This window comes from Pseudomonas sp. NFX71 (assembly GCF_048079215.1).
GTDB classification, from domain to species: Bacteria; Pseudomonadota; Gammaproteobacteria; order Pseudomonadales; family Pseudomonadaceae; genus Aquipseudomonas; species Aquipseudomonas fluorescens_B.
The window spans coordinates 5,807,082-5,832,159 of the sequence record NZ_CP182230.1 but is presented as its reverse complement, the minus strand read 5'-3'; the positions used below and the strand labels follow the sequence as shown (position 1 = coordinate 5,832,159).

Annotated in this window: 24 protein-coding genes; 16 read left to right on the top strand and 8 right to left on the bottom strand. The window is 61.6% G+C overall.

The genetic code is table 11. From position 1 onward, the window contains the following. Positions 1 to 160: 160 nt before the first annotated feature. Both nosP and nahK read left to right on the top strand, forming a co-directional pair. Positions 161 to 1,324, top strand: a complete 1,164-nt coding sequence (gene nosP / locus ACM1ZW_RS26995; RefSeq protein WP_416739727.1) for a nitric oxide-sensing protein NosP — start codon at positions 161 to 163, stop codon at positions 1,322 to 1,324. Next, positions 1,293 to 3,890 carry a hybrid sensor histidine kinase/response regulator NahK/ErcS' gene (gene nahK, locus ACM1ZW_RS26990; RefSeq protein ID WP_017339467.1) on the top strand — a complete coding sequence of 866 codons (2,598 nt, stop codon included), beginning with the start codon at positions 1,293 to 1,295 and terminating at the stop codon, positions 3,888 to 3,890. The genes nosP and nahK overlap by 32 nt, the downstream gene beginning before the upstream one ends. 161 nt (positions 3,891 to 4,051) lie before the next feature. Here nahK and ACM1ZW_RS26985 read toward each other — a convergent pair whose 3' ends face one another. The 6 genes from ACM1ZW_RS26985 to ACM1ZW_RS26960 all read right to left on the bottom strand — a co-directional run bounded on the left by ACM1ZW_RS26985 (position 4,052) and on the right by ACM1ZW_RS26960 (position 9,169). Next, entirely contained in the window at positions 4,052 to 4,717 is a 666-nt protein-coding gene (locus tag ACM1ZW_RS26985) for a response regulator transcription factor (RefSeq protein WP_017339466.1), read from the bottom strand. 56 nt (positions 4,718 to 4,773) lie between these two features. Further along, on the bottom strand, positions 4,774 to 5,331 hold the full coding sequence (locus ACM1ZW_RS26980; protein ID WP_414885252.1) for a PQQ-dependent catabolism-associated CXXCW motif protein: 558 nt from the start codon (positions 5,329 to 5,331) through the stop codon (positions 4,774 to 4,776). Positions 5,332 to 5,473: 142 nt separating this feature from the next. Continuing rightward, the gene (locus ACM1ZW_RS26975; RefSeq protein ID WP_017339464.1) at positions 5,474 to 6,265 is read right to left on the bottom strand and encodes an ABC transporter permease; all 792 of its coding nucleotides are present in this window, start codon (positions 6,263 to 6,265) and stop codon (positions 5,474 to 5,476) included. Further along, complete coding sequence (locus ACM1ZW_RS26970; RefSeq protein ID WP_017339463.1) at positions 6,262 to 6,993, bottom strand: ABC transporter ATP-binding protein; 732 nt, start codon at positions 6,991 to 6,993, stop codon at positions 6,262 to 6,264. Before ACM1ZW_RS26970 ends, ACM1ZW_RS26975 begins: the two co-directional genes overlap by 4 nt. Next, a complete protein-coding gene (locus tag ACM1ZW_RS26965) occupies positions 6,990 to 7,949 on the bottom strand; it encodes a YVTN family beta-propeller repeat protein (protein ID WP_416739726.1) in 960 nt (319 codons plus the stop codon). The genes ACM1ZW_RS26970 and ACM1ZW_RS26965 overlap by 4 nt, the downstream gene beginning before the upstream one ends. Positions 7,950 to 7,984: 35 nt before the next feature. Continuing rightward, positions 7,985 to 9,169, bottom strand: a complete 1,185-nt coding sequence (locus ACM1ZW_RS26960) for an ABC transporter substrate-binding protein (protein ID WP_414885249.1) — start codon at positions 9,167 to 9,169, stop codon at positions 7,985 to 7,987. 157 nt (positions 9,170 to 9,326) lie between these two features. Here ACM1ZW_RS26960 and ACM1ZW_RS26955 point away from each other — a divergent pair, with 157 nt between their 5' ends. The 3 genes from ACM1ZW_RS26955 to ACM1ZW_RS26945 are packed head-to-tail and all read left to right on the top strand — an operon-like array spanning position 9,327 to position 11,349. Then, positions 9,327 to 9,449: a hypothetical protein gene (locus ACM1ZW_RS26955; protein ID WP_017339460.1), complete on the top strand. Its 123-nt coding sequence runs from the start codon at positions 9,327 to 9,329 to the stop codon at positions 9,447 to 9,449. A gap of 2 nt (positions 9,450 to 9,451) precedes the next feature. After that, on the top strand, positions 9,452 to 10,714 hold the full coding sequence (locus ACM1ZW_RS26950) for a histidine kinase (RefSeq protein ID WP_416739725.1): 1,263 nt from the start codon (positions 9,452 to 9,454) through the stop codon (positions 10,712 to 10,714). Then, positions 10,711 to 11,349, top strand: coding sequence for a response regulator transcription factor (locus tag ACM1ZW_RS26945; protein WP_017339458.1), 639 nt, complete (start codon positions 10,711 to 10,713; stop codon positions 11,347 to 11,349). The genes ACM1ZW_RS26950 and ACM1ZW_RS26945 overlap by 4 nt, the downstream gene beginning before the upstream one ends. A gap of 141 nt (positions 11,350 to 11,490) precedes the next feature. On the opposite strand, the gene ACM1ZW_RS26940 is transcribed toward ACM1ZW_RS26945, so the two are convergent. Together ACM1ZW_RS26940 and exaA are read right to left on the bottom strand one after the other, a co-directional pair. Then, positions 11,491 to 12,141 carry a pentapeptide repeat-containing protein gene (locus ACM1ZW_RS26940; protein WP_414878465.1) on the bottom strand — a complete coding sequence of 217 codons (651 nt, stop codon included), beginning with the start codon at positions 12,139 to 12,141 and terminating at the stop codon, positions 11,491 to 11,493. Positions 12,142 to 12,373: 232 nt separating this feature from the next. After that, complete coding sequence (gene exaA, locus ACM1ZW_RS26935) at positions 12,374 to 14,266, bottom strand: quinoprotein ethanol dehydrogenase (RefSeq protein ID WP_416739724.1); 1,893 nt, start codon at positions 14,264 to 14,266, stop codon at positions 12,374 to 12,376. Between the two features lie 254 nt (positions 14,267 to 14,520). Between exaA and pedF the strand changes: the two genes are divergently transcribed. The 11 genes from pedF (at position 14,521) to pqqE (ending at position 25,004) form a co-directional block, all read left to right on the top strand. Next, positions 14,521 to 14,982, top strand: coding sequence for a cytochrome c-550 PedF (gene pedF, locus ACM1ZW_RS26930; RefSeq protein ID WP_017339455.1), 462 nt, complete (start codon positions 14,521 to 14,523; stop codon positions 14,980 to 14,982). Between the two features lie 3 nt (positions 14,983 to 14,985). After that, positions 14,986 to 15,864 (top strand): substrate-binding periplasmic protein, encoded by an 879-nt coding sequence (locus ACM1ZW_RS26925; protein WP_017339454.1) that lies wholly within the window; start codon positions 14,986 to 14,988, stop codon positions 15,862 to 15,864. Continuing rightward, the gene (locus ACM1ZW_RS26920; RefSeq protein WP_414885245.1) at positions 15,861 to 16,622 is read left to right on the top strand and encodes a quinoprotein dehydrogenase-associated SoxYZ-like carrier; all 762 of its coding nucleotides are present in this window, start codon (positions 15,861 to 15,863) and stop codon (positions 16,620 to 16,622) included. Before ACM1ZW_RS26925 ends, ACM1ZW_RS26920 begins: the two co-directional genes overlap by 4 nt. Before the next feature lie 16 nt (positions 16,623 to 16,638). Beyond that, entirely contained in the window at positions 16,639 to 17,577 is a 939-nt protein-coding gene (locus ACM1ZW_RS26915) for a quinoprotein relay system zinc metallohydrolase 1 (RefSeq protein ID WP_416739723.1), read from the top strand. 270 nt (positions 17,578 to 17,847) lie between these two features. Beyond that, positions 17,848 to 19,623: a PQQ-dependent methanol/ethanol family dehydrogenase gene (locus ACM1ZW_RS26910; RefSeq protein ID WP_017339451.1), complete on the top strand. Its 1,776-nt coding sequence runs from the start codon at positions 17,848 to 17,850 to the stop codon at positions 19,621 to 19,623. Between the two features lie 309 nt (positions 19,624 to 19,932). Next, positions 19,933 to 21,453, top strand: a complete 1,521-nt coding sequence (locus ACM1ZW_RS26905) for an aldehyde dehydrogenase family protein (protein ID WP_052909709.1) — start codon at positions 19,933 to 19,935, stop codon at positions 21,451 to 21,453. Between the two features lie 259 nt (positions 21,454 to 21,712). Then, on the top strand, positions 21,713 to 21,784 hold the full coding sequence (gene pqqA / locus ACM1ZW_RS26900) for a pyrroloquinoline quinone precursor peptide PqqA (RefSeq protein ID WP_003253598.1): 72 nt from the start codon (positions 21,713 to 21,715) through the stop codon (positions 21,782 to 21,784). Positions 21,785 to 21,839: 55 nt separating this feature from the next. Next, entirely contained in the window at positions 21,840 to 22,754 is a 915-nt protein-coding gene (pqqB, locus tag ACM1ZW_RS26895) for a pyrroloquinoline quinone biosynthesis protein PqqB (RefSeq protein ID WP_416739722.1), read from the top strand. Positions 22,755 to 22,862: 108 nt separating this feature from the next. Beyond that, entirely contained in the window at positions 22,863 to 23,615 is a 753-nt protein-coding gene (gene pqqC, locus ACM1ZW_RS26890; protein ID WP_017339447.1) for a pyrroloquinoline-quinone synthase PqqC, read from the top strand. After that, positions 23,612 to 23,884 carry a pyrroloquinoline quinone biosynthesis peptide chaperone PqqD gene (gene pqqD / locus ACM1ZW_RS26885; protein ID WP_017339446.1) on the top strand — a complete coding sequence of 91 codons (273 nt, stop codon included), beginning with the start codon at positions 23,612 to 23,614 and terminating at the stop codon, positions 23,882 to 23,884. The genes pqqC and pqqD overlap by 4 nt, the downstream gene beginning before the upstream one ends. Beyond that, positions 23,862 to 25,004, top strand: coding sequence for a pyrroloquinoline quinone biosynthesis protein PqqE (gene pqqE, locus ACM1ZW_RS26880; protein WP_017339445.1), 1,143 nt, complete (start codon positions 23,862 to 23,864; stop codon positions 25,002 to 25,004). Before pqqD ends, pqqE begins: the two co-directional genes overlap by 23 nt. Positions 25,005 to 25,078: the final 74 nt, after the last annotated feature.

The window sequence follows — 25,078 nt, the reverse complement described above, 5'->3', positions numbered from 1 at the left end:
GCGGGAGCAAGCTCCCTCGCCACAAAAGTGTCAGCCACCAGCCTTTGATGTCCGACTCTCATCCCATCGAACCGCCTGACCGCTACCCAAGTAGCATACGTGGCAGCCCCTGGCCTTCGTACACTCCAACCTCATACATGCGCACCTGCGGGAGGCGACGATGCAGCAGGTCCAGAGCGAAGGTGTCGTCAGTGCAATGTCCCAGTCGACCGATGCCGAACAGGTGGCTCAAGAACTGGCGCGGCAACTGTTGCATCCGCATTTGGGGTTCGTGTTGTTTTTCTGTTCCGCCGAGTACGACTTGCAGGCGCTGGGTCTGGCCTTGCAACAAAGCTTCGGCGGTATTCGCCTGGTCGGCTGCACCAGCGCCGGTGAAATCACCCCGCTGGGCTACGGTCGCAACTGCGTGACGGCAGTGGGGTTCGACCATCGGCATTTTTCCATCGACGCCGAACTGATCGACGAGATGGAGCGATTCAGCCTGATCGACGCGCAGCAAATGGTCGAGCGTCTGGTCAGTGGCTGTCGCAGCAACACCCTGGCGCCGATCAAGGGCAACAGTTTTGCCCTGACCCTGCTGGATGGTTTGTCCAGCCGTGAAGAAATGGTCCTCGCAGCGCTGAGCGCAGCGTTGGGCGACATCCCGCATTTCGGTGGTTCGGCCGGCGACGACAATTACCTGACCCATACCCACGTCTATTTTAATGGCGAGTTTCACAGTGGCGCGGCGGTGGTGGTGCTGGTCAACACCTGGCTGGATTTCGAAGTCTTCACCACCCACCACATCCTGCCGCGGGCGGAAAAACTGGTGGTCACTGGCGCCGACAGTGCTTCGCGCCGGGTGTTCGAACTGAATGCCGAACCCGCCGCCGAGGAGTACGCCCGGCACATCGGCGTGCCCGTCGCCGAGCTCGATCACCGGGTCTTCGCCGCCCACCCGCTGGCGGTGCGGATCAACGATCAGTACTACGTACGGGCAATCCAGCAGGTTCATCCGGACCTGAGCCTGAGTTTCTACTGCGCGGTGGAAAACGGCATCGTCCTCACGGTCATGACGCCGGGCCCGATGCTGCCGAACCTGCAAAATCTGTTCGAGGGTTTGCAGGACCGCCTCGGTGACCTGTTGTTGACCATCGGCTGCGATTGTTTTCTCAGGCGTCTGGAACTGGAAGACGGCGGCAGCCTCGAGCAGATCGGTACGTTTTTGCGGGACCAGCGGGTGATGGGTTTCAACACCTATGGAGAACAGTTCAATGGCATGCACATCAACCAGACCTTCACCGGGGTTGCCATTGCCCGAGGCCGGTCCCCTGGACATCGTTGAGCTTCAGGCGCAAGTCGCCAGCCTGCGACACGAAAACCAGAAACTGCAGCGCATCAATGGCGCGCTGATCGAACGGATCGAATCCGGTATCACCCGCGGCAACGACCCGTACGCGGCGTTCCAGCATTCGGTGGTGCTGGCCGAACAGGTGCGTGAGCGCACCGACGCCTTGAACCAGGCCATGGCCGAACTCAAGTCGGGCAATCATTTGCTCAGCGAAGCGCGCTTGCGCGCAGAAACCGCGCATCAACACCTGATCGACGCCATCGAGAGCATTTCCGACGCTTTTGTACTGTTCGATGCCGACCAGCGAATCGTGCTGTTCAACAGCCGCTTCAAGGCGTTCTGGGGCAACAGTCGGGTGCGGATCAACGCCGGCATGCGCCTGGCTGAGGTCAAGCGGCTGATGCTGTCCACCGGCCTGTTCACCGAAGAACCGCGCGGGCAGGCCGACGAAAATCTGCTGTTCCGTTTGCAGGATGGTCGCTGGCTGCAAGTCAGCGAACGGCCGACGCAAGAGGGCGGGCGGGTGATCCTGTTCACCGACATTACCGACGTCAAACTCAGCGAAACGGTGCGCCGCGAGCAGGCGGTGGCGCAGAAATCCCATTTGCTGCAACGGGCGGTCGACAACCTGTCCCAAGGCGTGGCGATGGTCAACGCCGACGGCATTCTGGAGTTGTGGAACCGGCGCTTCCTTGAACTCAGCGGCCTTGCGCCGGTGGCGGCGCATCGGCCGTTCGCCGAAGTGATCGCCGACAGCGAGTTGAACCTGTTGACCCCGGCCAGTCGAGACGGCAACGGGCGCCCGGTGCAGGAATGCGAGCAGCGCCTCTACGATGGCCGGGTCCTGGAAATCCGCACCCATCCGTTGCCCACCGGCGGCTTCGTCAACACCTTCACCGACATCACCGAACGCTACCAGCACGCCGAAGCGCTGAGTGAAAGCGAGCGCTGGATTCGCCTGATCACCGACCACGTACCGGCACTGATCGCCTACCTCAATGCCGATCTGGTCTACGAGTTCACCAACAAGGTCTACGAAGAATGGTACTGCTGGCCGCGCGGCGTGATGCTCGGGCAGAGCCTGCGCGAGGTGCACAGCGAGCAACATTATCAGCGGCTGGAAGCCTACGTGGCCCGGGCATTGGCCGGTGAAAGCGTAACGTTCGAGTTCGCCGAAACCAACATCAACAATCAGGAGCGCTACATGCTGCGCTCCTATGTGCCGAATCGGCTGGCCACCGGAGAGGTGGTGGGGATTTTCGTGTTGATCCGCGATATCACCGAGCGCCGCCGCACCGCCGAGGCGCTGCACCAGGCCTATCAGAACCTTGAGCTGCGGGTACGTGAGCGCACGGCGGAACTGACGAACCTCAATGACCAGTTGCTGCGCGAGATCGACGAGCGTCGGCGCGTTGAATCACGCCTGCGCGAAGCCAAGCTCGAAGCCGAACAGGCCAACCTGTCGAAAACCAAATTTCTCGCCGCCGTCAGCCATGACTTGTTGCAGCCACTGAATGCAGCGCGACTGTTTACCAGTGCCTTGCTCGAACGCCGGGAACCGGTGGCCAACGAGATTCTGGTGCGCAATGTCAGTAATTCCCTGGAAGACGTGGAAAACCTGTTGGGCACCCTGGTGGATATTTCCAAACTCGATGCCGGGGTGATCAAGGCCGACATTGCGCCGTTCGCCTTGAGCGAGTTGCTGGAAAACCTCGCCGCCGAGTACACCCAAGTGGCCCGCAGTGAGGGGCTTGAGCTGCATTTCATCGCGTGTTCGGCGCTGGTGCGCAGCGACATTCAATTGCTCGCGCGGATCCTGCGCAACCTGTTGAGCAACGCGATTCGCTACACCTACAGCGGCCGGGTGGTGCTCGGTTGTCGGCGTCATCATCAGCGGCTGACGATCGAAGTCTGGGACAGCGGCATGGGCATTGCGGATAACCGTCTGGAAGAGATTTTCCAGGAGTTCAAGCGTGGCGATGTGCAGCGTCCGGATCAGGATCGTGGTTTGGGCCTGGGGCTGGCGATTGTCGAGAAAATTGCCGGGATTCTCGGGCACCGCATTCACGTGCGTTCGTGGCCGGGCAAGGGTTCGATGTTTTCCGTCGAAGTACCGCTGAGCGCCACGGCACCCATGGCGCCGCCGAGCCTGCAGATGAGTGAGCCGATGCTCGAGCGTCTGCGTGGCGCGCGGGTGTGGGTGCTGGACAACGACGCGGCGATTTGCGCCGGCATGCGCACCTTGCTTGAAGGGTGGGGGTGCCTGGTGGTGACGGCGCTGTCGGAGCAGGACCTGGCGCGGCAGGTGGATAACTACCATGAAGAAGCGGACTTGCTGATTGCCGATTATCACCTGGATGACGAGCAGAACGGCGTGGATGCGGTGGCCCGGATCAACGCCCGGCGCGGCTCAGCGATTCCGGCGATGATGATCACCGCCAACTACAGCAATGAGCTCAAATTGCAGATTCGCGAGCTGGGGCACACCTTGATGCACAAACCGGTGCGGCCGATGAAGCTGAAGACGGCGATGAGTCATTTGCTCGGCCTGTCCCGTTAGCTCCCTCCGGACACTGAATCTGTGGCGAGGGAGCTTGCTCCCGTTCGACTGCGAAGCCGTCGTAAATCAGGCCGCTCGGCTTATTGGGACGTTTGCAGGGGGCCGCTTCGCGACCCGGCGGGAGCAAGCTCCCTCGCCACAGAGATTGGTAATCCCGACATTCAACGCCGCAGATAAGACCCGAAATCAATATCCCCGGCACTCAGGATCGCCTGCACCCGGTTGTGCACGTTGAGTTTGCGCAGGATCGCCGAGACGTGGGCCTTGACCGTGGTTTCGGCGATTTCCAGGGTGTAGGCGATCTGTTTGTTCGACTCGCCCTTGGTCATGCGTTCCAGCACCAGCAACTGTTTGCGTGTCAGGGCCTGGAGCAGTTCCGGAGGGAAACTCGGGTTATCGTTCATCCGGCGGTGGGTGCCGCTTTTCTGCGTGCGAATGATGTCCGGCGGCAGGTAGACATTGCCGTTGAGAATCTGCTGGATCGCCTCGGTCATTTGCACCCGCGGCGAGGATTTGGTGATGAAGCCCACCGCACCATAAGTGATGGCTTGCAGCACGATCTGCTTGTCCTGCTCGGCGGAGACGATCACCACCGGGATGGTCGGTGCCTCGTTGCGCAGGTTGATCAGGCCATTGAGGCCGTGCATGCCGGGCATGTTCAGGTCGAGCAAAATCAGGTCCAGGTCGTCATGTTCCTGAGTCAGCGCCAGGGCGCTGTCGAGGTCGGCGGTTTCCATGACCTCGCTGCCCGGGAACCCGTCGCTGATGACGTTATGTATGGCTTCGCGAAACAGCGGGTGATCGTCGGCAATCAGAATTTTGTACATAGCCTTTCACCTCATTATTTTGATTATGGTGTGGCAACAACACGCACGCGTAAAGGTCACGGAAAGGGTTCGGGCCGGGCGGGCGCCACGGGCAGGTTTGCCGCTTGCCACGCATCCAGGCCGTCGCGATACCAATACAGAGTCTTATAGCCCAAGGCGGCGGCACGTTTGACCGCGTTCCAGCTCAACCAGCAGTCGGAGCGGCAGTAGAAGACCAGCGGTCGCGCAAGGTCGCCCGCGGTCAATGTGTTCAGGTTACGCGCAAAATAGCCCTGCCAGTCGGGCGTCAGGTCGCCATCGCCGGTATTGGCCAGCCAATGACTGCCGGGCAGGTTCTCATGGGGCTGGTCTTCGATGAAGCGACCTTGCAGCCACTGACGGCGATAGACGTCGATCAGCACCGGACGTGGCGTCTGGGTGAGCAGGGTTTGCAGGGCCGGCGTATCGATGATGGACGCGCCTTGCAGTTGATTCGGGGTCGGACTGCGGTAGAGGCCGATGCGATAGCCTTCGGCGGAGAACAGCGGTGTTTCGGCCTGTGCGGCGCCCAGCAGCAGGCCCAGCGACAGCGCAGCGAGAGAAGGGCGTAGCAGACGACGTCGGGCACGCGGCATGGGGTTCAATCCTTATAGTTATGAACCCATTACATGCCAGTCTCGGTGCGTTGGGAATGCGACGATAGACAGGAAAACCAGTACTAAAGTAGTAATTTTCCCCCGTGTTCAACACGAATCCCCAGTGGGAGCGACGGTTTTGTCAGTTGGCTTTGCGCAAGGCTGCATGCTGCGGGTTGAAGGTCAGTACCGCCAGCAGCGCGAACACCAGCGTCAACCCCGCGCACACTGTCAGCGCCAACGGATTGAAGCGTTCATACAGCGCAAACCGCACCAGCTCCACTGCATGGGTGAACGGGTTCACGGCGCACAACCAATACAGCCACTCGCTGGACTCGCGCATCTTCCACAGCGGATACAGCGCCGAGGACAGGAAAAAAAGCGGGAAGATCACGAAGTTCATCACCCCGGCGAAGTTCTCCAACTGGCGGATGGCGTTCGACAGCAACAACCCCAGCGCGCTGAGCATCAACGCCACCAGCAACAACGCCGGCAGGGCGATCAACAGTCCCATGGCCGGTGGCTGCACGCCGTACACCCAGGCAATCGCCAGAAAGGCGTACACCTGCAACAGCGAAATCAACGACGTCGCCAACAATTTGCTGCACAGCAGAAAGGTCCGGGGCAAGGGGCTGGTCAGCAGCACGCGCATGCTGCCCATTTCCCGGTCATAGACCATCGACAATGAACCTTGCATGCCATTGAACAGCAGAATCATGCAGGCCAGGCCAGGGATGATGTAGACCTCATACGGGATGTACGTGTCGTAGGGCTCGATAATGGCAATGCCCAGGGCCGCGCGAAAACCGGCGGCGAACACCAGTAGCCACAGCAACGGCCGGACGAGCGCACTGAGAAACCGCGTGCGCTGCAACACAAAACGCAGCCATTCACGCAGGACGATGCCGCTGAAACATTGCCAGTAAGCATTCATCGGGCGGCTCCGGAGGTGGTCAGGCGAGCGAAGGCGGAGCCGAGGTCGCCGCCGTGTTCCAGGCTCAGTGCATCGGCCTGTCCGCTGGCCACCAAATGCCCTTGGTGAAGAATCAGCAAATCATCGCTGGGCTGTACTTCGTCCAGTAAATGGGTGGTCCAGAGCACACTGATGTGTTGCTCGCGGCACAAATTGCGGATGTGTTGATTGAGCGCCAGGCGACTGGCCGGATCGAGGCCGACGCTGGCCTCGTCGAGCAATAACAGACGTGGCTCATGCAGCAGCGCGCGGGCGATTTCCACCCGGCGACGATGTCCACCATTGAGTTCGCGCACCCGCTCGCGCCGGCGTTCGGTCAGCGTTTGCCGCGCCAGTTCGGCGTCGACCCGCAGGCTGGTCTGGCGGCGTGACATCCCATGCAGCGCGGCGTGATACCGAAGGTTCTGCTCGACGCTGAGGTCCAGGTCCAGGGTACTTTGCTGAAACACCACACCCAGTTGTCTCAGCGCCGGGCGCGGCGCGTTACGCAGTGAACAACCGCCGACGCGGATGTCGCCACGCTGCAAATCGTAGAGCCGGGTGAGCAGTGCGATCAGGGTCGATTTTCCTGCCCCGTTGGGCCCCAGCAGCGCCGCGAAACGCCCTGGCTCCAGGCAGAAACTCACCTGGCGCAACGCCTCGCGCGCGCCATAGGCAAAGCTCAGGTCGCTGACTTCCAGCGCGTTCATGGCGTCACCACCACGCCCCACGGATAACGCCCGACCTTCACCGATTTGCTCACTTTGAGGCTGTCGACATCGATCACCGACACATCGCCGCTGACACCATTGGTCGCCAGCAATTGTTTCTGATCCGGGGTAAACGCCATCTGCCAGACGCGGCGGCCGACCAGCAGATAGTCGAGGATCTCGAAGGTTTTGGCATCGATCACCGCCACATGATTGGCCGGCCCAAGCGCGACGAAACCGTACTTGCCGTCGGCGCTGAGTTTGATGCCCACCGGCTGCACCTTGTCCGGGTGCACGCCTTTGATCTGGAAGCTCAAGGTCTTGAGCACCTGGCGGGTCGCGACGTCGAGAATGGTCACGGTGCCGCCGATTTCAGCCGAGGCCCAAAGTTGTTTGCCATCGGGCGCGAACTCGACGAAACGCGGTCGCTGATCCACCAGCGTGCTGTCGGCCAGGGTCTGGGTGCTGGTGTCGATCCAGTGCAGCATGTTGGTGGTTTCGCTGGTGTTTACCGCCCATTTGCCGTCGGGGCTGACCGCCATGCCTTCGGGTTCGACGCCGACGTTGATCTGGCCCAGCACCTTGGAAGTCTCGGTGTCGATCACTGTCACCAAAGCATCGTCCTCGTTGGAAACGTAGAGCCAGCGATTGTTCGGGTGCAGGGCGAATTGCTCGGGGTCCTTGCCTGAAGGCAGTTCCTTGATGATCTTGCGCGTGGCGACGTCCATTACCTGAACCCGGTCCGAATCGCTGGCGCAGATGTACAGCAGCTTGCTGTCGTGGGACAGCAACAGACCGCGCGGGCGCTGGCCGACCGGCAGGGTGTCGGTGACTTGCAAGGTCTGCATGTCGATCAGGCTGAGGCTGTTGTCTTTCTCGTTCGAGACCCAGGCGGTGCTGGCCACGGCATGCCCGGCAGCGAGCAGCAGGGCGCATGAAAGCAGGGGGCGGCGCATGGCAGATTCCTTATTGTTGTCGTTGTTGTGGAAGATCAGGGAAAGCGGCAGCTGACTTCGGGCTTGTCGTAACCGAGGCTGTCCATTTCGTTGAAAGGGTGCAGAAAGCCGTCCTGCGGCGAGGTGCTGACCAGCGCCCGGGGCTGGACGATGGGGATCGGCTGGCGCAACTGGCCGTTCCACGGGCGATAACTGAGCTTGCGACCCTTGAAACCATCCAGTGGCAATTGATCGCTGATTTCCAGCGTGCGGATCGCCATCGGATCGGTCTGACGCAATTTGCTCACTGCACTGGCGATGCTGCGCACGGCCATCCACGCGGCAAAGTCGCGGTCGTTCATCCAGCGCCCGGCCATGGCTTCGAAGCGCTTTTGCAATTGGGCGGCGCCGTAGGTTTCCACGGTCTTGTGCCAACCCACCGGGGTCAGGCCTTGAGTGCCGGCCACCGGGCGCGGATACCAGGTCTGGTAGGGCACGTATTCGCCGAAGTCGCCGCGCTCATCGGCCACCAGCACCACGTCGTACTCGGCAGTCTGGGTGAACAGCGGCATGTCGGCCTGGGCGCTGCGGCGCTGGTCGTTATCGAAACTCCAGGCTTTTTCTGCGACCAGTTGCACGCCGAAGCGCTTCGCCGAGCGGCGCAGGGCGGCGGCATAGGCTTGATCGTCAGCGGTCGGGCCGACGATCAGCAGCGCCCGTTGCCATTTGCGCACCACCAGAAACTGTGCCAGCGCATCGGCCAGCATCGCTCGGCTCGGCAGCGTGTGCAGCACGTTCGGCAAGCAGTCGGTGGTGCGCAGGCTGTCATCCGGGCTGCCAGCGTTGAACAGCAAACTGTCGGGCAGTGCGGCGCTGAGTTGGCGAAGGCTGGCCACGGGGGCGTTCACCACAAACAGGCGCAGACCTTGCGCGTGCTGAGTCTTGGCGGCTTCAAGCAAGGCCTCGGGACTGTCGACGTTGGCGCTGGACAGGCTGTAACTGTGGTTGAGAAAGCGCCCGGTGCTGTTGCTGTCGGTGATCGCCAGCTCGGCGCCACGCCCTCCGGCATCGACCGGCTCGGGAATCACGTTGGACAGCAACGGTCCCGGATCAGGGCGATAACCCAGGTAGCCGATCTGCACCTGCAAGGGCGCGTCGGCCGCCTGACTCTGGGTCGCCAGCCCGGCGGCGCAGGCAATCGCCAGCACGTAGATCAGGGCGTAAGGGGCAAGCTGGCGCATAAGGCACTCCACGGGGGTTAGCGCCAGCATAGGAAGCCTGAGGACAGGATGAAATATGCAGAAAGTACCAGTGAGGCAGTACCAAGGTAGTAACTCGCCGAGGGCGGCGCGGTTTTAGCATGGACAACAACGGCCATCACTCTGGAGGAGATCGACCATGCGTATTCTCAAAGCGCTGCTCCTGCCGTTACTGCTGATCCTGAGTCTGATCGGCGTCGACAAGCTCCACAGCCCGCGCCCCGCGTCGCTGCAGGTTTTGCCCGCGACACCGGGGCGCTAGGCATGTCAGCGCTGTGGCGGATCAACCTCTGGGTCTGCGGATTCTTCGCCCTGGTCACCTTTGCGTGCATGGGCTTGCTGGTGCACCAGGCGCTGGCGGATGTGGAGCGTGAGCTGCAATCCGCCGAGGCGGTGGTCGAATACTTGAGCCAAACTGCCGAGCGTGATCCCGTCAGCCTGCAACCACGGCTGACGCAAAGTCTGCGTCACGTGCGGGTGCGCTGGCTCGAACCGGGCGAGGCGGTACAACTGCCGACGCAGGACGGGCTCGACGCCTGGCTCGGGCGATTGCTGTTTGCCGAGGCCCGGCACCACGCGCGGGTCCTGGATTTGCAGGATGGCCGACGCGTGCAGATCGCGGTCGACCCACGGGATGAAATCGATGAAGTCTGGGATTCCCTCCAGCAATTACTGAGCCTGTGCGGTCTGGCGTTGTTGTTGAGTCTGTTGACCATTCGCTGGGCCGTGCGCCGGGGCATGGGCCTGCTCGACGAGTTGCTGCGCGCGTTGCGGCAGGTCTCCGGCGGCCAGCTCAAGGTGCGATTGCGTGCGCAAGGACTGCCGGAAGCGCAGCAACTGGCGACGCATTTCAACCGCATGACCGAAGCGCTGGAACAGGCATGCGCCGACAACACGCAACTGACCCAGACCTTGCTGGCGGTGCAGGAACAGGAACGCACCCATCTGGCGCAGACCCTGCACGACGACCTCGGTCAATACCTGGCGGGGATTCGGGCTCAGGCCTGTCTGTTGCGGTTGGTCGCCGATCAACCCGACACCGTTGAGCGCACGGTGCGTGAGCTGGAGCACAACTGCGAACACCTTCAACACGGTTTCAGAGCGTTGGTTCACGACCTCTACCCGGTGGTGTTGCAACACCTGCCACTGGCCGAAGCCCTCGGGTTGCTGGTGGAACACTGGCAAGCCCGACAAGGGATCGATTGCCGGTTACGGGTCAGCGCGCACTTGCCGTCGTTGTCCGCACCGGACAAGACCCATCTCTACCGCCTGTTGCAAGAAGCCTTGACCAACGTCGCCCGCCACGCCGGTGCCAGTGAAGTGCGGGTGCGCCTGCACCACCGTGGCGGGCGGTTGCGCTTGCTGGTGCGTGACAACGGTTGCGGTGCGCACCCGCCACAGCGACCGGGCGTCGGTTTGTATTCAATGTTCGAGCGTGCCCGCAGTCTGGGCGGCGAGCTACGCATCATCAGCCACCCCGGCGCCGGTTGGGCGCTGGCCTTGAGCATGCCTTTGGAGGCGTCATGAATATTCTGCTGGTGGATGACCATGCGGTGGTCCGTCAGGGCTACGCGAGTTTGTTGCGCGCGTTGTTGCCGGCGATGGAAGTGCGTGAAGCCGCAACGGGTGAAGAGGCGCTGACCAAGGTTCAGGAAGCCGTGCCGAATCTGGTGATCATGGATTTCGGCTTGCCGGGGATCAGCGGGCTGGAAACCACGCGCCGCCTGCGACAGCGCCTGCCGCAATTGCGCGTGCTGTTTTTCAGCATGCACGATGAGCTGCCGTTGGTGCGCCAGGCACTGGACGCGGGCGCCTCGGGCTACCTGACCAAAAGCTCGGCGCCGGATGTATTGATCGAGGCTGTGCGGCGCATCCTCGCCGGCCACGCGTACATCGAACAACCGCTGGCGACTCAACTGGTCTGTCATCCGCAGCAGGACGCCAGCGATCCGCGTTTGCAGAGCATGACCCAGCGTGAACTGGAGATTTTCGTGATGCTCGCCAAAGGCACCCCGGCCCGGTTGATTGCCGAGCAGTTGAGCATCAGCAGCAAGACCGTCTCCAATCACCTGACCTTGCTCAAGAGCAAATTGCAGGTCAGTTCCCACGCCGAGCTGGTGCATTTGGGGATTGATATGGGGGTGGTGCGGGTGGCGAGATGATTCAATCCACCGCAGGACCCTGTGGAAGCGAGCCTGCTCGCGATGAGGGCATAACATTCAACATTGATATTGGCTGCCATACCGTCGTCGCGAGCAGGCTCGCTCTCTCAGGAGGTCTGTGTTGCATTGTCGATTCGGGGCTCACTTGTTCCACGTCGTCGGGCAGCCGCTGCAACCCTCCATATTCGCATCCTGAAAATTCGCATAATGCTGGCGCGAGCCATTGAGGTTCGCCTGCTCCAGGTTGCTTTCGCCAAACTTGGCCTCCTGCAGATTGGCATCGCTAAGATCCGCGCCTTTGAGATCAGCCTTGCTCAGCCAGGTCATCTCCAGGTCGGCCGCCCGCAGGTTGGCGTTGTGCAATCTGGCCCCGGAGAGCCGGGCGAATTGCAGATAGGCGCCGCTGAGGTTGGCGTCCTCGAATTGCGCGCCTTGGGCGAACATTCCCCAACCCTGAATCGCCATCAGCGTCGCGCCGGTGAAATCGGCGAGGCGCAGGTTGCTCTGTTGCAGGCTGGCCCGGGTCAGGTTGGCGCCTTGCAGCTGGGCTTTTTCCAGATTGGCGAGGTCGAGGCGGGCGTGACGCAAGTCGGCATCGCGCAGGTCCGCGCCGCTGAGGTTCATGTTGCGCAGGTCCTGATTGCTCAGGTTGGCGCCTTTTAGATTGGCGCCGGGGCAGGGGCTGTGTTCGGCGATGGTGCAGCCATTGATGATCAACGGGGTGTCTTCGCCGTCATCGGTGGCGTAAGCCGGAAGTGCAGTCAGCAACAGTATCAAAGGTAGATAGTTCATGGCAGGTCCTCGGAATGGAGAGGCGGCGGGATACACAAAACTGTGGCCAGGCAGGTTCCTGTGGCGAGGGAGCTTGCTCCCGCTCGACTGCGAAGCAGTCGCAAACCCGGACAACCCGGTATTGCTGAAGTATGGAGGGGCCGCTTCGCGACCCAGCGGGAGCAAGCTCCCTCGCCACAGAAGGGCTTGCTGAATACAGGCAAGCCCCCTGTGACTACAGGGGGTTGGCGTGTTACTTCTTCGCCACCTTGCTATCCCAGCTCGGAATCTTGAACACCCAGAACGACCCGCCCTGAGCCACCGGTTTGGTCAGCTCGGCCATGTCGCCGCCCCACAACGGCACCGCACCGCCATACCCGACGGTCACGCCGATGTACTGCTCGCCGTCCTGTTCCCAGGTGATCGGCGGCGAGACGATGCCGCTGCCGGTCTGGAACTTCCACAGCTCCTTGCCGGTTTTCGCGTCGAAGGCCTTGAAGAAACCATCGCCGGTGCCGGTGAACACCAGGTTGCCCTTGGTCGCCAGCACGCCGGCCCACAGTGGCAGGGGTTCCTTGTGCTCCCACACCACTTTGCCGGTGGTCGGGTTCATCGCGCGCAGGGTGCCGACGTGATCGTCGTACATACGCTTGATGCGGAAACCCATGCCCAGATACGCCGAGCCTTTCTTGTAGTTGACCTCTTCGGTCCAGTATTCCTCTTTCCACTGGTTGCCCGGAATGTAGAACAGCCCGGTGTCCTGGCTGTAGGCCATCGGGTTCCAGTTCTTGCCACCGAGGAACGGCGGCGACACTTCAACCGGTTTGCCTTTGGTTTCGCCCGGCAGCGGTTTCGCCGGGCGCTGGCCTTCGTTCTCGACCGGCCGCCCGGTCTTCAGGTCGATGTGGCTGGCCCAGGTGATGTTGTCGACGAAGGGGAAGGCGTTCTGCAATTTGCCGTTGTTGCGGTCGACCACGTAGAAGAAACCGTTGCGGTCGGCGTGGCCGGTGGCCTTGACCGCTTTGCCGTCCTTGTCCTTGTAGTCGAACAGCACCAGCTCGTTGTTGCCGGAGAAATCCCAGGCATCGTTCGGGGTGTGCTGGTAGAACCATTTCACCTCGCCGGTGCTCGGGTCGACGCCGACCTGGCCCGAGGTGTAGAGGCTGTCGTAATCGTGCGGGTTGCCATCCTTGGCGGTGCGTGCCCAGGTATTCCACGGGCCAGGGTTTCCGGCGCCGACGATGATGGTGTTGGTTTCCGGATCGAAACTGGCGCTCTGCCAAGGGGCGCCGCCGCCGTGGCTCCAGGCTTCGACCTTGCCGGTTTCGGTGGTCGGATCGTTCGGCCAGGACGGCGCCTTGACGTCACCGGTCGGGGTACTGTCCTTGCCGTTCAAACGACCCATGTGGCCTTCGACGAAAGGCCGCATCCACACTTCTTCGCCGGTGTCGGGGTCGCGAGCAAACAGTTGCCCGACCACGCCGAACTCATCGCCGGAACTGCCATGAATCAGCAGCACCTTGCCGCTGGTCTTGTCCTTGATCAGCACCGGAGCGCCCGTCATGGTGTAGCCGGCGGCGTGGTCGCCGAATTTCTTGTTCCACACCACTTTGCCGGTGTTCTTGTCCAGCGCGATCAGGCGCGCGTCGAGGGTGCCGAAGTAGATTTTGTCGCCATAGATCGCCGCCCCGCGATTGACCACATCGCAGCACGGACGAATGTTGTCCGGCAGGCGATGGTTGTAGGTCCACAGGCGCTTGCCGGTCTTGGCGTCGAGGGCAAATACCCGCGAGTACGAACCGGTGACGTACACCACACCGTCACTGACGATCGCCTGGGATTCCTGGCCGCGCTGCTTCTCATCGCCGAATGAATAGGACCAGGCGGGTGTCAGCTTGAATACGTTCTTGTCGTTGACTTGGGCCAACGGGCTCCAGCGCTGGGCGTTGGTGCCCATACCGTATTGCAGAACATCCTTGGTGGTCAGGTGATCGTTGGCAATGTCTTCCCAGCTCACATCGTGTGTCGGCTTCGCGGGTTCGGTCGCGGCTTGGCCGGCAGCGCTCAGGGTCAGGCTGCTCACCAGCAAAAAGGCTTGCACGGCGAGGGTCAAAGGGGAAAGGGCGGGTAGCGATCTTATTGTCATGGTTGCAGTTCCCAGTGGAGGTTTTGGCCTGCACAGGGTGGTGTGTCCGACGGGGTGGCGAATACGGAAAAAGTCCCGCTGTTGCCGGGAATATTTCCCATGCGGCACCTGATTTGGGTGTGCGCCACAAGCCCTACTACCAAGGTACTGGACGGCGGCCACCAAAGCAGCATGGGGCTTGCGTGAAACGCTTCCTAAGATGGTTGCCATAGCCTCTGCCAAGAGGTTTTGCGTGCAATCCTGAGGGCATAACAATGACAACAAAACGCAACGCCTTGCTCGTTGCCGGACTGCTGGCCGGCTTTATCAGTGCAGGTTCGGTCTGGGCCCACGGCAACGTGGTGCCACAAGCCGTCGAAACCAAGGGACTGACCCCGATCAAGGACGCCGGCGTGCAGGTTGATGGCGATGGCTGGGCGGCAGTAAACCCTTACCGTACGACAGCCGAGCACGATAAAGCCGTCGAAATCGGCTCATCGGCCTACAACCAGAACTGCGCGGCCTGTCATGGTCTGGAAGCGAAATCTGGCGGCATCGCCCCTGATTTGCGCATGCTCGACGTCGGCGAGGCCGGTGATGAATGGTTCGTCGAACGGGTCCGCCACGGCGCCGTGAGGGACGGCCGGGTGTACATGCCAAAGATGGCTGATTACCTGAGTCAGGAAGCCCTGTGGGCTGTGCGCACTTACCTGGACAGCGTTCACGTCGAGGAGTAATGCATGCGCCTGCTCGCTGTGTTGATCAGCGCTGTGCTGCTGTGCTGCCAGGTGGTGCAGGCGCAGATTCGTACCTATGACGAAATGATCGCTGCCGGGGAGCTGAAGGTGGCGGTCTACAAAGACTTTGCTCCCTACAGTTTCGAAGACGCCGGCCAGCCCCGTGGTGTGGATGTCGAACTGGCCGAGGCCTTGGCCAAAGCCCTTGGCGTTCACTTGAAACTGATCTGGGCGCCTGCCGGCGAGAAGCTCGACGACGACCTGCGCGACTACATCTGGCGCGCCAGCCAGTTGCACGATCTGCAACTGGCCGACCTGATGATGCGCGTGCCCTATGATCAGGATTACGCGCGCAAGCGCAACGAACTGGGCGAGCTGGAAAACGGCCATGTGGTGATGTTCGGTCCGTACCAGAACGAGCAATGGCAGGTCGCGTATGACCGCCGCCGGCTGGAGTCGGTGGGCAGCGTCGCGGTGTTCGAGCACCACCCGATTGGCGTCGAGGTCGACAGCGTGCCGTCGTTCTACCTGACCTCGGTGTTCAGCGGCATGCTCGCCGGCAAAACCCGCCACTATCCCGGTGTGCCCCAGGCGTTCGCGGCCATGAAGGCCGGTGAAGTCGACGCGGTCATGGCGATGCGCGGCGAGATCGACTGGCAGGTTCACGAGGCGGCGGACCCGCAACTCGCGCTGGCGGAAAACGCCTATCCGAACATGGGCAAGCAACTCTGGGAGATCGGCATGGCGGTGCACGAAAGCAATCGTCAATTGGCCTATGCCGTGGAAGAAACCCTGGAAACCCTGATCCGTGAAGGCTCGGTCAAAGCCATTTATGCCCGTTACGGCCTGCGCTATGACGTGCCGGAGATGTATCAACAGTGAACTGGAGCGCGTTTTGCCTGTTGGCCTGCTGGCTACCCTTCGCCGCGCACGCGGCAGTCATCGAACCGGGTAAAGACCCGGTGCCGTCGGTGATGTGGGCCTTCTATCACAAGCAAATGCTTGGCGATGCGCCGTTCGTGTTCGACGAGCGGGTCAAGCTGATGGCGCCGCCGTTCGCCGAAGATGCCCGGCAAGTGCCGCTGGAAATCGACGCCCGGGCGTTCAAGGGCGAGGTGGTAAAAATCCTTGCCTGGGCCGAGCTTAATCCGTTGCCGAAAATTGTCGATTTTCAACCGCTGGATCGCGTGCTGCCGTGGCTGTCGATCCGCATTCGTGTCGAACAAGCCACGCCGTTGCGTGCAGCGGTGCTGACCCGCGATGGATTGTGGCATGTCGGCTCGACCCTGATCGATGCGGCGGGCGGCGGCTGCACGGCGCCCAGCGTGGTGCGCACCCAGCCGGGTTGGGAAGAACACATTGGCGAAGTCATCGGCGGGCGCTACCCGCGTGGCGAATACAGCCGCTTGCGCTTGCAGGTGGCGCATCCGATGGACAACGGCATGGTCAGCGGTATCCCGGAATTCTTCATCAACCATGCCGAGTTGCGCGATCACAACGACCGGTTGCTGGCCCGCCTCGAACTGTTTCCCGCCGTCAGCGAAAACCCCAGCCTGGCGTTCGACATTGAAGGGGCAGGGCAGACGCGCTTGTTGCTGCGCGACAACAGCGGCAACCAGTTTGATGCGGCCATACCCTGACTCAAAGGAGCGCGTGATGCGCTGGATGCTGCTGTTGTTCATGAGCCTGAGCCTTCCTGCGTTGGCCGATCTCGACTATTCACTCAAGCCCCGGCAGATCGCCGCAGACACCTGGCTGCTGGAAGGCAGCACCGACAATTTCGCCAAGGACAACGGTGGCAACATCGTCAACACCGCGTTCATCGTCGCCGAGCGCGGCGTGGTGGTGATCGACACCGGGCCGTCCAGGCGATACGGCGAAGCGATGCGCAAAGCGATTGCCGCGACCACCGACAAACCGGTGATCCAGGTGCTGCTGACCCATCATCATCCCGATCATGTGCTGGGCAATCAGGCCTTCAGCGACGTACCGATTGGCGCGTTGGGCGGTACAGTCGAGCTGTTGAAACAGCAGGGCGATGCCATGGCCGAGAACATGTACCGACTGGTGGGCGACTGGATGCGTGGCACCGAAGTGGTGTTGCCGACCGAGACGCTGACGCCGGGCGTGCGAACTTTTGGGAATCACGATCTGCGTCTGCTGAGCCTGGGTGGGCACACGGGCGCTGATCTGGCTATTCTCGACCAGACAACCGGCGTGCTGTTTGCCGGGGATCTGGTGTTTTATCAACGGGCGCTGACCACGCCCAACAGTCCGGGTTTGTCGGTGTGGCTGGCGGACATTGCGACGCTGCAAGGCTTGCCGTGGACGCTCATCGTCCCCGGCCACGGCCCGGTCGCCACGGACGCAAAACCCTTCGAGCAAATGCGCGATTACCTGGGCTGGCTCGATCAACTGATGCGTGATGGCGCGGCCAATGGCAGCGACATGGGCGAGATGATCCGCAGTCCCATCCCTGAACGGTTCGCCAGTATCAGCCTGAGTCGCTATGAGCTGATTCGCAGCGTCAGTCATCTCTACCCGCGCTACGAGCGTGCACAAATGCCCCGAGTCGATGCCGCCGCAACCAAGTGAAAACACGCAACCCTGTGGGAGCGAGCCTGCTCGCGATAGCGGTGTAGCAGTCAATAAAGATATCGACTGTCAGGCCCTCATCGCGAGCAGGCTCGCACACAGGGAACTGGTGTCGATCACAAAAACCGGTGTTCATCTCCTCCGACCCGCTACTAAGGAACTAGCAATCTCCGCACTGCGGGCAATTGTTGCAAGGGCGGCGGCGCCCAAGAATCTGCACCAGACCGGGAAAATTTCCCGGGTATAACAAAAACCGCAGAGGCAGCCGTCATGACCCAACCCGCACGTCGCCAACCCTTCGTCTTGAGCCTGTTGCTCAGTGCCATGCTGTTGTCCGGCACGGCATTGGCCGCCGTCACCGATCAGGACATTCTCCAGGACCCCAAGAACCCGGAGCAGATCGTCACCAACGGTCTGGGCGTCCAGGGTCAGCGCTACAGCCCGCTCGACACCCTCAACGTCAACAACGTGAAGGATTTGCGGCCGGTCTGGGCCTTCTCCTTCGGCGGCGAAAAACAACGCGGTCAGCAAGCACAGCCGATGATCAAGGACGGCGTGATGTACATGACCGGTTCCTACTCGCGGGTGTTTGCGGTGGACGCGCGCACCGGCAAGAAGCTCTGGCAATACGATGCGCGCCTGCCCGATGACATCCGCCCGTGCTGCGACGTGATCAACCGGGGCGTGGCGCTGTACGGCGACCTGGTGTTCTTCGGCACCCTCGACGCCAAACTCGTGGCGCTGAACAAAGACACCGGCAAAGTCGTCTGGAGCAAGAAAGTCGCCGACCACAAGGAAGGCTATTCCATCAGCGCAGCGCCGCTGGTGATCAACGGCAAGCTGATTACCGGTGTGGCCGGTGGCGAGTTCGGGGTGGTCGGCAAGATTGAAGCCTATGACCCGAAAAACGGCGACTTGCTGTGGAGTCGCCCGACCGTCGAAGGGCACATGGGTTATGTCTACAAGGACGGCAAAGCCGTGGAGAACGGCATTTCCGGTGGCGAAGCGGGCAAGACCTGGCCGGGCGATCTGTGGAAAACTGGCGGCGCGGCACCTTGGCTCGGCGGTTACTACGACCCGGAAACCAATCTGTTGCTGTTCGGCACCGGCAACCCTGCGCCGTGGAACTCGCACCTGCGTCCTGGCGACAACCTTTATTCCTCGTCACGTCTGGCGCTGAACCCTGACGACGGCACGATCAAATGGCACTTCCAGAGCACGCCCCACGACGGTTGGGACTATGACGGCGTGAACGAGCTGGTCTCGTTCAACTACACCGAAGGCGGTAAGGAAATCAAAGCGGCGGCAACTGCCGACCGTAACGGTTTCTTCTACGTGCTGGACCGCACCAACGGCAAATTCATTCGCGGCTTCCCGTTCGTGGACAAGATCACCTGGGCCACCGGGCTCGATAAAGAGGGCCGGCCGATCTACAACGAGGCCAGCCGTCCTGGCGCACCGGGCACTGAAGCCAAAGGCAGTTCGGTGTTCGTCGCACCGGCGTTCCTCGGCGCGAAAAACTGGATGCCGATGGCCTACAACAAGGACACCGGGCTGTTCTACGTACCGTCCAACGAATGGGGCATGGACATCTGGAACGAAGGCATTGCCTACAAGAAAGGCGCGGCGTTCCTCGGTGCCGGTTTCACCATCAAGCCGTTGAACGAAGACTACATCGGCGTGCTGCGCGCCATCGACCCGAAAACCGGCAAGGAAGTCTGGCGTCACAAGAACTTCGCGCCGCTGTGGGGCGGGGTGCTGACCACCAAGGGCAACCTGGTATTCACCGGCACGCCGGAAGGTTTCCTCCAGGCATTCAACGCCAAGACCGGCGAGAAAGTCTGGGAATTCCAGACCGGCTCCGGCGTGCTGGGTTCGCCCGTGACCTGGGAAATGGATGGCGAGCAGTACGTCTCGGTGCTGTCCGGTTGGGGCGGTGCTGTTCCGCTGTGGGGTGGTGAAGTGGCCAAGCGCATCAAAGACTTCAACCAGGGCGGCATGCTCTGGACGTTCAAGTTGCCGAAAGACCTGGTCGCCAAACACTGACCCAACCACCACAACCCTGGGGTAATGACGTACCTGTGGCGAGGGAGCTCGCTCCCGCTCGGCTGCGAAGCAGTCGTAAATCCGGCCAACGCGGTGTGACAGATAAACCGCAGCGTCTGGGTTCGGGAGCGCTTCGCACTCCAGCGGGAGCAAGCTCCCTCGCCACAAAAGCCTGCTGACCCGGCGGCGACTACTACCAAATAACGAGAACCCCCCTGCCAACGGCGCATTCGTTCGGCACGCGGGGCTCTCTACTATCGGTTCATCGCCTGTTTGCCCGACAGGCATCGACCCAGACAGAGGCTCACCATGATCTACGCACAACCCGGAACACCAGGCGCCGTCGTCACGTTCAAGGCGCGCTACGGCAACTTCATCGGTGGCGAGTTCGTCGCGCCAGTCAATGGCGAATACTTCACCAACACCTCGCCGGTCACCGGTGAAGTGATCGCCGAGTTCCCGCGCTCCAGCGCCGCCGACATCGACAAAGCCCTCGACGCCGCTCACGCCGCTGCCGATGCCTGGGGCAAGACCTCGGCGCAGGACCGCTCGCTGGTGCTGCTGAAAATCGCCGATCGCATCGAACAAAACCTAGAAATTCTCGCTGTCACCGAAACTTGGGACAACGGCAAAGCCGTGCGCGAAACCCTGAATGCCGACGTGCCGCTGGCCGCCGACCATTTCCGCTACTTCGCCGGCTGCATTCGCGCGCAGGAAGGCGGCGCCGCCGAGATCAACGAGCTGACCACCGCCTATCATTTCCACGAACCGCTGGGCGTGGTCGGGCAAATCATTCCGTGGAACTTCCCGCTGCTGATGGCCGCGTGGAAACTCGCCCCGGCCCTGGCGGCCGGTAACTGTGTCGTGCTCAAACCGGCCGAGCAAACGCCGTTGTCGATCATGATCTTCGCCGAACTGATTGCCGACCTGCTGCCGGCCGGTGTGTTGAACATCGTGCAAGGTTTCGGTCGCGAAGCCGGTGAGGCGCTGGCCACCAGCAAGCGCATCGCCAAGATCGCCTTCACCGGTTCCACCCCGATTGGTGCGCACATCATGAAATGTGCGGCCGAGAACATCATTCCAAGCACCGTCGAACTGGGCGGCAAGTCGCCGAACATCTTCTTCGAAGACATCATGAACGCCGAGCCGCAGTTCATCGAGAAAGCCGCCGAAGGCCTGGTGCTCGCCTTCTTCAACCAGGGCGAAGTCTGCACCTGCCCATCGCGAGCGCTGGTGCAGGAATCGATCTACGACGACTTCATGAAAGTGGTGATGAAAAAGATCGTCAAGATCAAGCGCGGCAACCCGCTGGACACCGAAACCATGGTCGGCGCCCAGGCGTCGGAGCAGCAATACGACAAGATCCTCTCTTACCTGAAAATCGCCCAGGAGGAGGGCGCCGAACTGCTCACCGGCGGCGCGGCCGAGCGGCTCGAAGGCGACTTGTCGACCGGTTACTACATCCAGCCGACCCTGCTCAAGGGGCACAACAAGATGCGCGTGTTCCAGGAAGAAATCTTTGGTCCGGTGGTGGGCATCACCACGTTCAAGGACGAAGCCGAAGCCCTGGCGATTGCCAACGACAGCGAGTTCGGCCTCGGTGCCGGCCTGTGGACCCGCGACATCAACCGTGCGTACCGTATGGGTCGGGCGATCAAGGCCGGGCGTGTCTGGACCAACTGCTACCACCTGTACCCGGCGCACGCTGCGTTCGGTGGCTACAAGAAATCCGGTGTCGGCCGTGAAAACCACAAGATGATGCTCGATCACTATCAGCAGACCAAAAACCTGCTGGTGAGCTACGACATCAATCCGCTCGGGTTCTTCTAACCCCCGCAAGAACACCACAATCCCCCTGTGGGAGCGGGCTTGCTCGCGATGAGGCCAGTACATTCAACATTGATGTTGACTGTCACGCCGCCATCGCGAGCAGGCTCGCTCCCACATTGGTTTGTGTGTGCTTGAACTCCCCGCCATACCCCCTACCAACGCACCCCACAACCTCCTTCGAAAGTAGCATTCGGGCGCCTGCCGCCCCGTGCATTAATGGCTTTACCGGAATCGTCCGGCACAAGAAGAGGAATGACCCATGTGGACTAAACCCGCGTTTACCGATCTGCGCATTGGCTTCGAAGTGACGATGTATTTCGCCAACCGTTGATCGTCCACCCGGCCAGCCGCTGCGTTGGCCGGGCCTGCCTTCTGGAGCATCGCCCATGTACATTCGGGTTCTCGGTTCCGCCGCTGGCGGTGGTTTTCCGCAGTGGAACTGCAACTGCCGCCAGTGCGCCGGTATGCGCAATGGCAGCCTGCGCGCGCAACGACGCACGCAGTCTTCCATTGCCCTGAGCGACAACGGTGTGGATTGGGTGCTGTGCAATGCGTCCCCGGACATTCGCGCGCAACTCGAGAGTTTCGCGCCGTTGCAACCGGCCCGCCGCTTGCGCGACACGGCGATTGCCGGCGTGGTCCTGATGGACAGCCAGATCGACCATTGCACCGGCCTGTTGAGCCTGCGCGAAGGCTGTCCGCATTCGGTCTGGTGCACCGAGCGGGTTCATGAAGACCTGAGCAGCGGTTTCCCGTTGTTCACCATGCTCAAGCATTGGAACGGCGGCTTGCAGTGGCAACCCGTGGGGCTTGACCGCGAGCCGTTCACTATCGCGGCGTGCAGCCATTTGCAGTTTCGGGCGATTCCGTTGGTCAGCAACGCGCCGCCGTATTCGCCCAATCGCGGCAATCCGCAACCGGGCGACACCATTGGCCTGTTCATCGAAGACCTGCGCACGGGCGCGGCGCTGTTCTATGCGCCGGGCCTGGGCCAGATCGACGATGAGGTGCTGAGCTGGATGCAACGTGCCGATTGTTTGTTGCTGGACGGTACGTTGTGGCGCGATGACGAGATGCGCGTGTGTGAAGTCGGCCAGAGCCTGGGCAGTGAAATGGGCCACCTGCCGCAAAGCGGACCGGGCGGCATGCTTGAAGTGCTGGAGGGTTTCAGCCGCCAGCGCAAGGTGCTGATCCACATCAACAACACCAATCCGATCCTCGATGAAGACTCGGCGGAGCGGGCGTTGCTGGAGCGGCGGGGCGTTGAGGTCGCATTCGATGGCATGAGTATTGAGCTGTAGCTGATGGCCTCATCGCGAGCAGGTCTGTGTACGCCGCAGATCCCTTGTGGGAGCGAGCCTGCTCGCGATGGGGCCAGACCAGACACCGCATATTCCCGGAGAACCGCAATGACTGACACCCCAATGACCCCCACCGAATTCGAAGCCGCCCTGCGCGCCAAAGGTGCGTACTACCACATCCATCATCCTTTCCACCAAGCCATGTACGCCGGACGCGCCACTCGCGAGCAGATCCAGGGCTGGGTCGCCAATCGCTTTTACTACCAGATCAACATTCCGCTCAAGGATGCCGCCATCCTGGCCAACTGCCCGGACCGCGACGTGCGCCGCGAATGGCTGCAGCGGATTCTCGACCACGACGGCGTGCCCGGCAGTGAAGGCGGCATCGAAGCCTGGCTGCGCCTCGGTGAAGCGGTGGGCCTGGATCGCGAACAGATCCTGTCCCAGGAACTGGTATTGCCCGGCGTACGTTTCGCCGTGGACGCCTACGTCAATTTCGCCCGGCGCGCCTGCTGGCAGGAAGCGGCCAGCAGTTCGCTGACCGAGCTGTTCGCGCCGCAGATCCACCAGTCGCGGCTCGATGCCTGGCCCACGCATTACCCGTGGATTGACGTCGCCGGCTACGACTATTTCCGCACGCGCCTGAGTCAGGCGCGGCGTGATGTCGAGCACGGTTTGCGCATCACCCTGGCGCATTACGTCACCGTCGAAGGCCAGCAGCGGATGCTGGAAATCCTTCAGTTCAAGCTCGACGTGCTGTGGAGCATGCTCGATGCCATGAGCATGGCTTACGAGCTGCAACGCCCGCCGTATCACACGGTGACGACCGACCGCGTCTGGCATCGGGGGATTGCGCTGTGAGCCTGATCAACCGTGCGCAGGCGCCGACGTTGCGCCAGGGTTTCCGCTTGCAGTGGGAGCCGCGTCAGGACTGCCATGTGCTGCTGTACCCCGAAGGCATGATCAAACTCAACGCCAGCGCCGGGCAGATTCTCGATCTGCTGGACGGTCAACGCAGTGTGGCGGCGATCATTGATTTACTTTCCGCGAGTTTTCCCGGTGTGCCGGGGATCGACGAGGACGTGCTGGCGTTTCTGGAGGTGGCCCATGCTCAATTCTGGATCGAATGATTCGCGCCCGGGACCGCCGCTGTGGCTGTTGGCGGAGCTGACTTATCGTTGTCCGCTGCAATGCCCGTATTGCTCCAATCCACTGGATTTCGCTCAGCAAGGCGCGGAGTTGAGTACCGAAGAATGGATTCGCGTGTTCCGCGAGGCCCGCGAAATGGGCGCTGCGCAACTGGGCTTTTCCGGTGGCGAGCCGTTGGTGCGCCAGGACCTGGCGGAGCTGATAAAAGCCGCACGGGACATGGGTTACTACACCAACCTGATCACCTCGGGCATCGGTTTGACCGAGCAGAAAGTCCATGATTTCAAAGTCGCCGGGCTCGACCATATCCAGATCAGCTTCCAGGCCGCCGACGAAGCGGTCAACAACATGCTCGCCGGCTCGCGCAAGGCTTTCGCGCAGAAGCTTGCCATGGCCCGCGCGGTGAAAGCCCAGGGTTATCCGATGGTGCTGAACTTCGTCACCCATCGGCACAACATCGACGAGATCGCGAAGATCATCGACCTGTGTCTTGAGCTGGAAGCGGATTTCGTCGAATTGGCCACGTGTCAGTTCTATGGGTGGGCCGAGCTCAACCGCGTGGGCCTGTTGCCGACCCGCGAGCAATTGCAGCGCGCCGAGCGCATCACCAACGAATACCGTGAGCGGCTTGAGGCGCAGGGCCATCCGTGCAAGCTGATTTTCGTCACCCCGGATTACTACGAAGAACGCCCCAAGACCTGCATGAACGGCTGGGCCAATCTGTTTCTCGACATCACCCCGGATGGCACGGCCTTGCCTTGTCATAGTGCCCGGCAATTGCCGGTGACGTTCCCGAATGTGCGCGAACACAGCATCGAGCACATCTGGACCGATTCCTTCGGTTTCAACCGCTTTCGCGGCGACGACTGGATGAAGGAACCGTGCCGCTCCTGTGATGAAAAGCACAAGGACCTTGGCGGCTGTCGCTGCCAGGCGTTCATGCTCACCGGCGATGCGGCCAATGCCGACCCGGTGTGCAGCAAGTCGCCGCACCACGGCGTGATCCTCAAGGCCCGCGAGGAAGCCGATGCGCCGGGGCAGGGCATGGAACACTTGACGTTGCGCAATGAAAAGGCCTCGCGGTTGATCTATCGCGGATGAATACAGCGACACAAATCCCTGTGGGAGCCAGCCTGCTAGCGATAGCGGTTTGTCAGGCAATAGAGATGTTAAAT